An 11,940-nucleotide genomic window follows, 5' to 3' on the forward strand; every position below is an offset into this window, starting at 1 on the left:
GAACAGGATCGACCCCGACATTGGCTGACATTATCCGGCCTCATTCTGCGGGATAATCAGCACCTTCTGTACCCGATGACTCTCAACCTGTAACGTCCGGAACAGATAATCTCCCACCTGAACCTCTTCCCCTTCCTGCGGTATGCGCTGCAAATGTTCCATCAGTAATCCTGCCAGCGTGAGGTATTCGCGCTTCTCATCCAGTACCAGCGGCAGATGCATGGCCAGATCGTCGAGTGGCATATGGCCATTTGCCGTCCAGCTGCCGTCAGCATTCTGTTGAATGTCGTAGCGCGGATCAATCTTCTCCCCTTCATTTGGCAGGTTGCCGGCGATGGTTTCCATCACATCACTCAGCGTCACAATGCCTTCAACCGATCCAAACTCGTCGACGACAAACGCAAAATGGGTACGGGCGGTACGGAATTGTTCCAGCGCGGGCAGCAGGGCAAGTTGCTCAGGGAAAACCAATGGCTGGCGGATTAGCGCGCGCAGATCAAGGTCATTGCCATGCAGGGCCTGCTTCAACAGATCAATAACGTGTACCACACCGAGCGGTTCATCGCTGTTTTCGGTAATGATCAGTCGTGTGTGCTGATTATTGTCCAGCAGCGCCATGATTTTTTCCGGCGACTCGGCCAGGTCAATATGCTCAATATCATGACGTGAGGTCATGATGCTGCGAACGCTGCGCTGGCCCATGGCCAGCACGCGAGCAATCATCATGCGCTCCTGCTTGTTGAAGATGGCTTTGCGCCCGGCATTATCGGCAATCAGTGATGAGGTTTCCGCATCCAGTTCAGCCTGCTCGTGGTGGCCGCGCAGTAGTCTCAGTACCGCTTCTGCGGTGCGTTTACGCAGCGGCGATTTTGCAGAGAGGAAACGACGGCGATTAAACTGCGCCAGCTGGTTCAGGGCTTCAATAATCACTGAGAAACCGATGGCAGCGTACAGGTACCCTTTAGGAATATGGTAGCCAAAACCATCGGCTATCAGGCTGAAGCCGATCATCAGCAGGAAGCTGAGGCAGAGAATGATAATGGTCGGGTGGCCGTTAACGAAACGGGTTAGAGGCTTACTGGCCAGCAGCATCAGGAAGATGGCAATAATCACCGCTGCCATCATCACAGCGAGGTGGTCAACCATACCTACCGCGGTGATCACTGAATCCAGCGAGAACACCGCATCCAGCACCACAATCTGTGCCACCACAGGCCAAAAGCGTGCGCCACGTTTTTGCGGGCCTTCTTCTCCATCCTTACCTTCCAGACGCTCGTTCAACTCCATTGTGGCTTTAAACAGCAGGAAGACGCCGCCGACTAGCATGATCAGATCGCGTGCACTAAAACCGTGACCGTTGACGCTAAACAGGGCATCGGTCAGTGATGACAGCCAGGAGATCGAAGCCAACAGGCCAAGGCGCATCAGCAGAGCCAGCATCAGGCCGGTGACGCGAGCACGGTCGCGCAGTGCGGGGGGAAGCTTTTCAGCCAGGATGGCTATAAACACCAGGTTATCAATACCCAGGACCAGTTCCAGCAGGACTAGCGTGACCAGGCCGGCCCAGATTGACGGGTCGGCGATCCATTCGAACATTGTTTTCACCTGAACAGCATATGAGATCATCAATGATGAGTCGGAATCGCCACCATTTCAACCTGTAATCCGGGCGTATTGTCTTTATGGCTTCGGGGATGGACCATAAATCAACCTTATCGGCGGATTAATAACCATCGGTTACCGAAATTCTTAAACTGTTTCTTTTCAGGATTAATCGTATAGGGCCAGATTGATTAAAGAGTAATACTTATAACCTGAATACACGGAAGTAGGATTATTCTTAGTTTTCGACAGGGAATTAATCTTAATTTTACTGTGAGAGGAGTAGGGCAATGAGTGGTACTGACGCAGCAGCAACGTAGTCTTATTCCTAAAAGAAGGTACGGGCGAGGGGAGCCTCTTGTAAACAGGCCAGTTATAACTAGTATAGCAACGTGTTACTGAATGTCTGCGTGGATGTTGTATTTAGCGCAGTACTGACGGATTAAATGTTGATTTATGTGAATGATGACGCATTTCCGTCGATAAAAACGCTAAAACCTGACGCTTAAAATGGCAGGTGAACAACATGAAATGGCAACATTACAGCGCATTGGCAGCTACAAGCCAGGGGCGGTAGCGTGTCCTGACGAGTCTTGAGACTGTTCAGGAAGCGCCGCGGAACAGTAAACGTTCATGTTGATTTTCTTGCCAAAATCTCTAGCCGCTATGCCAGCTACGATGACCTTTTTGTCAGACTCCCTAAATAAGTTTCCTGTGTAATAACTGATGTGTTGATTAAATACTCATCTCACCAGGTCAGAGACCAATAAAACACAGGCTTCCTAAGATAAAAATTACGAGTTAACTATGCGCGATATTGAATTTACCTTTAAAGGGTTGTTAATAAAACTGTCATTGGCTCTCTCAGATCTCATCTGTTTTAATGCGGCACTGGCTGTGGCCATTCTGCTCATTAATAGTTTTCCAGGTGATATTCTGTCGGATATACCTGCCATCGATTTCAAATTGACTATTGTTACACATATTCTCCTTTCTGTTGTTTGTGTGGGATGGTTCTGGGTGAGATTACGCCATTACACTTACCGCAAACCCTTCTGGTTTGAGTTAAAAGAAGTCTTCAGAACCGTCTTAGTATTTTCGATTATTGCACTTTCAATCAGCGCATTATCTAAATGGGAATTGTCCCGTTGGATTTGGGTATTAACCTGGTTGCTGGCGATGGTGATGATCCCGGTGGGTCGTGCCGTTGTGAAACGCGTGCTTAATCGAAACAATCTGTGGAAAAAGCAGTCGATTATTTTAGGCAGTGGTAAAAATGCCGAAGAAGCGTATCAGGCGCTGCAAAGCGAAGAAGTGATGGGCTTTGATGTGGTGGCTTTCTTTGATGTCGATGGCAGCCAGCCCGCTCATGAACTCTTCGGTATCCCGGTTGTGAAAGACGAGCAGACGCTGTGGGCAATGGTGAACAGCGAAACGCAGTTTATCGTGGCAGTGGAATATGAGCAGAGCCAGTCACGCGATCTGTGGCTGAAGAATCTGGCCAAACATAACTGCCGTTCAGTATCCGTCATCCCTTCACTGCGTGGTGTGCCACTTTATGGCACAGATATGGCATACATCTTTAGCCATGAAGTGATGATTCTGCGCGTGAACAACAATCTCGCCAAGCGCACCTCGCGCTTCCTGAAACGCACCTTCGATATCGTTGGCGCGCTGGGGATTATCACTATGCTGTTGCCTGCATTAGCGGCGCTGATATTTATGGTTTCCCGCGACGGTGGTGCCCCTATTTATGGTCATGAACGCGTTGGCTTCAAAGGCCGCAAATTTAAATGTCTGAAGTTCCGCTCCATGGTGGTGAATTCGAAAGAGGTGCTCGAAGAGGTGCTGCGCACTGACCCGGCAGCGCGTGAAGAGTGGGATAAAGACTTTAAGCTGAAAAATGACCCGCGCATTACCCGCGTTGGACATTTTATCCGTAAAACCAGCCTTGATGAATTACCGCAGTTATGGAATGTCGTGCGCGGTGAAATGAGTCTGGTGGGGCCACGTCCGGTGATTGAAGCCGAACTGGAACGCTATGCGGGTGATGTGGATTACTACTATATGGCTAAACCAGGCATGACCGGATTGTGGCAGGTGAGCGGACGTAATGATGTTGATTACGAAACGCGCGTCTACTTCGACTCCTGGTACGTGAAAAACTGGTCACTGTGGAACGATATCGCCATCTTGTTCAAAACCGTCGGTGTGGTTCTGAAACGGGATGGGGCTTATTAAAACAAAGCAGGGGGCCTTACAAATAAGTACCTGATTTGCAGTATTAGCAACTTTTAGACGCTACACAGCGGCGGTCTCGCCATTCACATTCAAATTACTGATAGCGATAAACCAGATGATTAAAATCAAAACTAAATTGATACCCCTGCTGGTCTCAGCAGCGTTCCTTTCCGGCTGTACCATCGAGCCGGGCAGCCACCTTTCCACCACGGGTAAAGATGTTGTCAAGCAACAGGACAGTGATTTTGACATCGACAAATACGTTAATGTCTTCCCGCTGACGCCGGGCCTGGTTGAACGCATGCGACCAAAACCGGTTGTGGCACAGGCGAATGAAGCGCTGCAGCGTGAGTTGCAGGCTTATGAGTATCGTATCGGGGTCGGTGATGTTCTGACGGTGACCGTCTGGGATCACCCGGAACTGACAACCCCATCTGGTCAGTATCGTAGCGCCAGCGACACCGGTAACTGGGTCCATTCCGATGGCACGATCTTCTATCCGTATATCGGAAAAGTGCGTGTAGCGGGTCGCACGGTGCAGGAAATCCGTGATGAGATCGCCCGCCGCCTGTCCCAGTACATTGAAAGCCCGCAGGTCGATGTCAGCATTGCCTCATTTAAATCACAGAAAACCTATGTGACCGGTGAAGTGACGACGTCTGGCCAGCAGCCGATCACCAACGTGCCGTTGACCATTCTTGATGCCGTCAACGCCGCGGGCGGGTTAACCGCCAACGCCGACTGGCGTAACGTAGTGCTGACGCACAACGGCCGCGAGCAGCCTATTTCATTACAGGCGCTGATGAAGAACGGTGACCTGTCGCAAAACCATTTGTTGTACCCTGGCGACATTCTTTATGTGCCGCGTAATGACGACCTCAAAGTGTTCGTTATGGGTGAAGTGAAACAGCAGGCCACACTGAAAATGGACCGCAGCGGCATGACGCTGTCGGAAGCGCTGGGTAATGCTCAGGGCATGGATCAGGCCGCTGCTGATGCAACGGGTGTCTTCGTGATTCGTCCAACTAAAGGACCTAACCGCAGCAAAATCGCCAACATCTATCAGCTCAATACTAAAGATGCCGCCGCGATGGTAATGGGTACCGAGTTCCAGTTAGAACCTTATGACATCGTTTATGTCACTTCTACGCCGCTCACCCGTTGGAACCGCGTGATTTCACAGCTCGTTCCGACCATCAGCGGTGTTTACGATGCGACACGTACCGTGCAGACGCTTCATAACTGGTAACCGCCGGGAAACATTATGATTAATTCAATCTTAGTTGTTTGTATCGGAAATATCTGCCGTTCCCCCACCGGGGAACGACTGCTGAAATCCGCACTACCTGAGAAGAATATCGCATCCGCGGGATTGGGGGCCATGGTCGGCCACGCTGCTGACGACACTGCCAGCAGCGTGGCCGGTGAAAATGGTGTGTCACTGCAAGGGCATGTGGCACAGCAACTCACGTCGGGCATGTGCCGGGATTACGATTTGATCCTGGTGATGGAAAAAAAACATGTCGACCAGGTCTGCCGCATCAACCCTTCCGTACGTGGCAAAACCATGCTGTTTGGACACTGGATCAATCAGCAGGAAATCGCCGACCCGTATAAGAAAAGCCGCGATGCCTTTGAGGCCGTGTACGGAATCCTTGAAAACGCTGCCCAGAAATGGGTCAACGCATTAAGCCGATAGTTGGGACTTCCATGAAAATAAAAAGTAAGGCACCGTCAGCGCCTCAAGACGATTCAAACGGGTTCGATCTGGCGCATCTTGTGGGACAGTTCATTGACCATCGCTGGATAATCGTTGCGGTTACGGCGTTATTTATGTTGATGGGCACGCTTTACAGCCTGTTCGCCACGCCGATTTACAGCGCGGATGCCATGGTGCAGGTTGAGCAGAAAAATGCCAACACCGTGTTGAATGACCTGTCGCAGATGATGCCCAATGCACAACCTGCGTCAGCGACTGAAGTGCAAATTGTTACCTCACGCATGGTGTTGGGGAAAACGGTGGCAGATCTCGGCCTTGATGTGCTGGTGCAGGAGGATTATTTCCCGGTGATCGGTAAAGGCCTGTCACGCATGATGGGCAATAAGCCGCAGCAGATTGCCATTTCTCGCTTGAAAGTGCCGGCTATCTGGGATAAACGCCAGCTAACGGTCGAAGTCGATGGGCCGGACAGCTACACCGTCAGCAAAGACGGCGATGAGCTGTTTAAAGGTAAAGTCGGCCAGTTTGAACAGCACGGCGATGTCACCATGCTGGTCAGCGACATTCAGGCAGAAGAAGGCACCAGCTTCACCGTGTCTAAACTGAGTGACCTGCAGGCCATCAAACTGATCTACAACAACCTGACCGTTGCGGATATGGGCAAGGACACCGGCGTGCTGGGCCTGACCTATACCGGTGAAGATCCAGTATTGATCAGCCAGGTGCTGAACCAGGTGATTAATAACTATCTGTATCAGAACGTTGAGCGCAAATCTGAAGAAGCCGAGAAGAGTCTGGCCTTCCTGAAGAACCAGCTGCCTGATGTTCGCAGCAAACTGGATGTCGCAGAAGACAAGCTGAATACCTTCCGTCGCCAGAATGACTCCGTCGATGTGTCGCTGGAAGCGAAGTCTGCGCTCGACTCTTCTGTCAGCATTCAGACACAGCTGAACGAACTGACTTTCCGTGAAGCGGAAGTGTCACAGTTGTTCAAGAAAGATCACCCGACCTACCGCGCCCTGCTGGAAAAACGCGCCACGCTGGAAGGTGAGCAGAAAAAGCTGAACGGCAAAATCAGCCAGATGCCGCAGACTCAGCAGGAAATTGTGCGTTTAACGCGTGATGTGCAGGCAGGGCAGGAAATCTACATGCAGCTGCTGAATCGTCAGCAGGAACTGAGCATCAGTAAGGCCAGCACCGTAGGTGATGTTCGCATCATCGACCATGCGGAAACCGCTGGTACGCCGGTCGCACCGAAAAAACTGTTACTGATTCTGGCCAGTCTGGTGGCAGGCCTGGTGGTATCGGTGGGTCTGGTGCTGCTGAAAGCCCTGTTCCATCATGGCATTGATAACCCTGAACAGCTGGAAGAGCTGGGCCTGAGCGTGTATGCCAGCGTACCGCTTTCCGAATGGCAGCGTAAGAAAGATGCCGAAGCACTGGCGAAACGTAACCTGAAAGGTAAAACAGACCCGCACAACACGCTGCTGGCACTGGGCAATCCAACGGATCTCTCCATCGAAGCAATCCGCAGCCTGCGCACCAGCCTGCACTTCGCCATGATGGAAGCGAAAAACAACATTCTGATGATTACCGGTGCCAGCCCGGGAATAGGTAAAACCTTTATCTGTTCTAACCTGGCAACGCTGGTGGCGAAAGCCGGTCAGAAAGTGTTGTTTATCGATGGCGATATGCGTCGCGGTTACACCCATGATTTGCTGGGTGCTGACAGTAAAACGGGTCTGTCGAACATTCTGTCCGGTAAGACACCCTTTACCCCGGATCTGATCCAGCGCGGTGATTACGGTTTTGATTTTATTGCGCGTGGTCAGGTGCCGCCTAACCCGTCTGAGCTACTGATGCACAGCCGCATGAATGAGCTGCTTGACTGGGCCAGTCAGCACTATGACCTGGTGTTAATTGATACCCCACCGATTCTGGCTGTGACCGATGCGTCTATTATCGGCAAGCTGGCGGGAACCTCCCTGATGGTGGCGCGTTTCGAAACCAACACCCTTAAGGAAGTGGAAATCAGCTACAAACGTTTCGCCCAGAACGGTATCGATATTAAAGGGGTGATCCTCAACGCCGTAGTACGTAAGTCAGCTAATGCCTATGGTTACGGCTATGACTATTACGACTACAGCTATAAGCAGGATGCAAAGAGCTAATATCCCTGAGGAACCTTTATACCGAAAGGGTAAAGGTTCCTTTTTTTCTGGTGAGTGTTTGTTTGTAACCGTTTAAAAGGTGCCTGGTAATGAAGGATATTTTCTTTTCGATCGTCATTCCTGCATATAATGCATCCGAATCTATTGTAACCACGCTGGATTGTGTGGCGGCGCAGAGTTACCAGAATTTCGAAGTGATCATCGTTGATGATAAATCGGCTGACGCCGATAAGCTGGCCGAGCTGGTGCAGTCAGAGCGTTACCGCCAGCTGAAGATTAATCTGGTGCTGTCGCAGGAAAAACTGAACGGCTCCGGTGCGCGTAACAAAGGTATCGAACTGGCAACGGGCGATTACATCAGCTTCCTTGATGCGGATGATGAGTGGCACAAAGACAAGCTGACTGAGACCCTGAAGCTGATTCATCAGTTGGAAGGGCAGGGCAAGCAGAAGTTCGTGATTTACAGCCAGGTCAATATTATTCAGGATGGGCAGTTCCTGAAGGTGTTGCCATTGCAGCAGGTGGGGCGCCATGAAACCGTGGCCGAGTATCTGTTTGGCTGCTATGGCTTTATCCAGACCAGCACCATTGTGCTGAAACGTGAATACGCGCAGGATATCCGCTTTGATCAGAAGTATATCCGTCACCAGGACTACGACTTCTGCATCCGTGCTGACAAACTCGGCTACGAGTTTGTGATGATTGACCAGCCGCTAGCCAACTACCATCTGGTCACCAAATTTGGTTCTAAACATAAAGGCGAGTCGGTGAAGTATTCCTTCTTCTGGCTCGACAACATGAAGCCGTATCTCACCCGGCGTGATGTTCACACCTATAAAGCGTACAAACTGCCGCTGCGTTATAAGATGGACGGTAAGTCGTTCCAGGCCAGCCTCAGCTTTGCCCGCTACTTTTTCTTAACCAATAAAGATAACCGCACTTACTTCCTCAATCGTGTGAAAGACAAACTTCGGGCAAAACTCGGAGGGAAGTAACGTGAGCAGAAGAATAATAATTGGGTGGGAAACACTATGGCAATATATTGGATAGTCAGTTACAGCATTCTGATTTTATGTTTCTTTGAACTGGCGACGATTAACCAGGCGAATGAGCCAAAAATGAAGCGCGTGACCACCTACTTCTTCTTTATCGCGGTGGTGGCGTTGATTATGTTTGCGGGCTTCAGGGGCCCCAACTCCGGTATTGATGACTGGCAGTATCTGGGTTTCTTCTACGATTTTTCCCGTCAGTCGAGTATCAGTGGTTATGAAACCGTGGCGGATATTTACCGTTACGAAAACCTGTTTATGTTACTGGCATGGATATTGTCGTGGTTCACCCATGAAAGCTACTTTTTCCTGCTGTTCATCAGTTTTATTGCCGTATCAACCAATGCCTGGATTTTTAAGAAGTATTCACCGTTGATCCTCTGTTCGCTGTGCCTTTACTCAGCGCACCTGTTCATCAACAAGGATATGAACCAGATTCGTTTCGGGCTTTCCAGCGCCTTCGCGGTGGCCTGCATCTGTTCGGCCGCCGGGCGTAAATATTTTCTGGCGTTTGTTTTTCTGGCGTTCAGCACCCAGTCACACTCAACCGGCTATGCGGTACTGATGGTGTTACCGTTCCTGTTCCTGCGTGAGCGTAAATACTTTGGTATTGCGATGGTACTGGCGGCGATCCCGCTGGGGCTGATCGGCGGGAAAAAGCTGTTCCTGGACTCACTGGGGATTGTTCCGGTGATCGGGGACCGAGCGATGGGCTACAGCGGGACGGTATTTGATGCCGCCTCACCGGTCTTTGGTCTGGCGAACTTAAAAAACATCGCCTTTATTGCCTTCTTTACCGTGGTTTATTTTAACCGTCCGATTAAAGAAGAAGACCGTATTGCCTACATTCTGTTTATCGCTTACTCGGCCGGTGCCGCCGTGCGTATCATTTTCTCGGACTTCTCCATTATCGGTGGACGAGTCGGGAACCTGTTCCTGCACTGTGAACCGTTATTGCTGGCGTTTTTGATGATGCGTATCCGTCACACGCTGCTTAACTTTGGGCTGCTGTTTGCCATGACCTCTTATTATCTGGCGTACAACACCATTCTGTCAGTGCAGTCCATCAATGGTTACAGCATTGCACCGTTATTCCGTCTTTTTTAACGCCAGCGGGCGAGGCGTGCCTCGCCCCTGCGTTTCCCCAAATATATTTCGTAGGGGTCAGGCATACCTGGTCCGTAATCTTCGACAGATGTATTTCGTAGGGGGCAGGCCTGCCTGGTCCGAAATCTTCGACAGATATATTTCGTAGGGGTCAGGCCTGCCTGGTCCGTAATCTTCGACAGATATATTTCGTAGGGGTCAGGCATGCCTGACCCGTAATAAAAATAGGGTATCAGATGAATAATCAAATCGGCACGGTAGGGATTATTATCCCGATGTACAATGCGCGCGCGACCGTTTTGCGTGCGGTGCAGTCGGTGATTGATCAAACGTATACCGACTGGCGGATCTATCTGATTAATGATAAATCCACCGATGACTCACTGGAATTTGTGCAGCAGCATTGTACTGACCCGCGGATTACTCTTCTCAGCAATGACGTCAACCTCGGTGCAGCAGAAACACGCAACGTGGGATTAAAAGCCGCGACGGAGCCGTTTATTGCCTTCCTCGACAGTGACGATGAGTGGGCCAGCGATAAGCTGATGTTGCAAACCGCCTGCCTGGCGGCCGGTGATGACCTGGTGATCAGTCATTATCACTATCAGTCACGCACGAAATCCTACGAGGTCCGTTACGGTAACCCTGTGTTGCTGAAGGATAACTTCGTTAAAAAGCAGTTCCGTATCTGCTTCTCTTCTGTCTGTTATCGTCGCCCGGCGCGTCAGGTGCTGTTTAAGAAGAAAGGGCATGAAGACTTTCTCTTCCTCTATGAGCTGTTCGAGCAGTACAAGCAGGCGCGGGTGATTGATAAAAATCTGGTGACCTATTATGAAATGGGGGACTCCCTGTCGCGTAATAAAAATAAAGCAGCGAAATGGCACCTCGATTTACTCAAGTACATTTATAAAAATAACCCGCTGAAGGTTTATTACTACTACGTCTGGTACATGGTTAATGGCGTGTTGTTTACCTTAAAACATCGCTGATCTGAGGTGGCTGAAATAATGAAAAGAATCGTACTGGTCATCAAGGATGCGTATTCCTATGCCGGAACTGAGAATATCTGTAACTTCATGTCAGAGTGCTTCGGTGAGCAGCATGAGGTGACCATCTATTCACTGGAAGGGTCGGGAGAACCGTTTTATCCTTTCAGCCAGGTACAGCAGATCGTCAGCTTCGCTGGCGAAAAAAATCCGCTTAAGGCCGCCGTGAAGCAGATTCAGCAGCAGCAGTTTGACGCGGTGTTTCTGATCAGCATGGGGCGCCTGAGCGTGATGTTTGCGCTCTACAGCATGATGACCCTCAAAAAGAAAACCGCCCGCGTCTATGCCTGTGAACATGTGGCGATTAACTCCTTCAGTAAACCGATCAAACTCCTCAAGTACCTGATGCTGCGTTATTACGACCGCGTGATCGTACTGACCGATAAAGATCATCAGGTGTTCAACGGCTGGAATATCGCCAGCAAAACCATCCCCAATCCTGTGGTGTACAAAAATCTTCAGCGCACAACGCGGCACTATCAGGCGCTGGCGGTCGGACGTTTGGATCATCAAAAAGGTTTCGACCTGTTGCTGGATGTCTGGCAGGGCTTTGTTGCCAGCAATCCTGACTGGACGCTGGTGATTGCCGGTGACGGTGAGCTGAAAGATGAACTGATCGCGCAGGCAGCAAAGCTGAACATCAGCGACAGCGTTAATTTCGTTGGCCGGGTGAGTAACATCAACGACTACTACCGCGACAGCGATATGGCGCTGATGACGTCGCGCTATGAAGGTCTGCCATTGGTGTTGCTGGAAGCCAAGTCCTGGTCACTGCCTGTTGTCGCGTACGATTGCCCGACCGGGCCGCAGGAAATTATTAATCATCAGCAGGATGGTTTCCTGGTGGCGATGAACGACAAAGCCCATTTCATTGCCAGTATGAACCAGCTTGCTCATGACGATGACCTGTTCTATGCGATGAGCGCCAGTACCCAAACCACGGCCCTTAAATTTGACGGCCGCGTGATTAAAGAGAGCTGGCTGTCCCTGGTGTAAGGGCGGTT

9 protein-coding genes are annotated in these 11,940 nt (G+C 50.5%); 8 read left to right on the top strand and 1 reads right to left on the bottom strand.

The window, feature by feature from the left end:
- Nucleotides 1–30 precede the first annotated feature (30 nt).
- Nucleotides 31–1,596, bottom strand: a complete 1,566-nt coding sequence (locus tag HHI26_RS11735; protein WP_133841523.1) for a TerC family protein — start codon at nt 1,594–1,596, stop codon at nt 31–33.
- Between the two features lie 813 nt (nt 1,597–2,409).
- Here HHI26_RS11735 and wbaP point away from each other — a divergent pair.
- From wbaP to HHI26_RS11775, 8 genes are all read left to right on the top strand, one after another.
- Nucleotides 2,410–3,843 carry an undecaprenyl-phosphate galactose phosphotransferase WbaP gene (wbaP, locus tag HHI26_RS11740; protein ID WP_133841524.1) on the top strand — a complete coding sequence of 478 codons (1,434 nt, stop codon included), beginning with the start codon at nt 2,410–2,412 and terminating at the stop codon, nt 3,841–3,843.
- A 115-nt stretch (nt 3,844–3,958) separates the two neighbouring features.
- Entirely contained in the window at nt 3,959–5,092 is a 1,134-nt protein-coding gene (locus tag HHI26_RS11745; protein ID WP_133841525.1) for a polysaccharide export protein, read from the top strand.
- Between the two features lie 15 nt (nt 5,093–5,107).
- Nucleotides 5,108–5,542 (top strand): protein tyrosine phosphatase, encoded by a 435-nt coding sequence (locus HHI26_RS11750; RefSeq protein WP_133841526.1) that lies wholly within the window; start codon nt 5,108–5,110, stop codon nt 5,540–5,542.
- Between the two features lie 11 nt (nt 5,543–5,553).
- Nucleotides 5,554–7,734: a tyrosine-protein kinase Wzc gene (wzc, locus tag HHI26_RS11755; RefSeq protein WP_133841527.1), complete on the top strand. Its 2,181-nt coding sequence runs from the start codon at nt 5,554–5,556 to the stop codon at nt 7,732–7,734.
- A gap of 89 nt (nt 7,735–7,823) precedes the next feature.
- Nucleotides 7,824–8,729: a glycosyltransferase family 2 protein gene (locus tag HHI26_RS11760; protein ID WP_133841528.1), complete on the top strand. Its 906-nt coding sequence runs from the start codon at nt 7,824–7,826 to the stop codon at nt 8,727–8,729.
- 36 nt (nt 8,730–8,765) lie between these two features.
- Nucleotides 8,766–9,890: an EpsG family protein gene (locus HHI26_RS11765; protein ID WP_133841529.1), complete on the top strand. Its 1,125-nt coding sequence runs from the start codon at nt 8,766–8,768 to the stop codon at nt 9,888–9,890.
- A 236-nt stretch (nt 9,891–10,126) separates the two neighbouring features.
- On the top strand, nt 10,127–10,879 hold the full coding sequence (locus HHI26_RS11770) for a glycosyltransferase family 2 protein (protein WP_133841530.1): 753 nt from the start codon (nt 10,127–10,129) through the stop codon (nt 10,877–10,879).
- An 18-nt stretch (nt 10,880–10,897) separates the two neighbouring features.
- Nucleotides 10,898–11,932, top strand: coding sequence for a glycosyltransferase family 4 protein (locus tag HHI26_RS11775; RefSeq protein WP_133841531.1), 1,035 nt, complete (start codon nt 10,898–10,900; stop codon nt 11,930–11,932).
- The last annotated feature ends 8 nt before the right edge of the window (nt 11,933–11,940 follow it).

The sequence above is a fragment of the Erwinia sp. JH02 genome, assembly GCF_013074405.1.
Classification (GTDB): Bacteria; Pseudomonadota; Gammaproteobacteria; order Enterobacterales; family Enterobacteriaceae; genus Erwinia; species Erwinia rhapontici.

Coding starts and splice junctions, on each gene's coding strand:
- HHI26_RS11750 (WP_133841526.1), top strand. CDS start 5,108: ATGATTAATTCAATCTTAGTTGTTTGTATCGGAAATATCTGCCGTTCC.
- HHI26_RS11745 (WP_133841525.1), top strand. CDS start 3,959: ATGATTAAAATCAAAACTAAATTGATACCCCTGCTGGTCTCAGCAGCG.
- HHI26_RS11765 (WP_133841529.1), top strand. CDS start 8,766: ATGGCAATATATTGGATAGTCAGTTACAGCATTCTGATTTTATGTTTC.
- wzc (WP_133841527.1), top strand. CDS start 5,554: ATGAAAATAAAAAGTAAGGCACCGTCAGCGCCTCAAGACGATTCAAAC.
- wbaP (WP_133841524.1), top strand. CDS start 2,410: ATGCGCGATATTGAATTTACCTTTAAAGGGTTGTTAATAAAACTGTCA.
- HHI26_RS11775 (WP_133841531.1), top strand. CDS start 10,898: ATGAAAAGAATCGTACTGGTCATCAAGGATGCGTATTCCTATGCCGGA.
- HHI26_RS11770 (WP_133841530.1), top strand. CDS start 10,127: ATGAATAATCAAATCGGCACGGTAGGGATTATTATCCCGATGTACAAT.
- HHI26_RS11760 (WP_133841528.1), top strand. CDS start 7,824: ATGAAGGATATTTTCTTTTCGATCGTCATTCCTGCATATAATGCATCC.
- HHI26_RS11735 (WP_133841523.1), bottom strand. CDS start 1,596: ATGTTCGAATGGATCGCCGACCCGTCAATCTGGGCCGGCCTGGTCACG.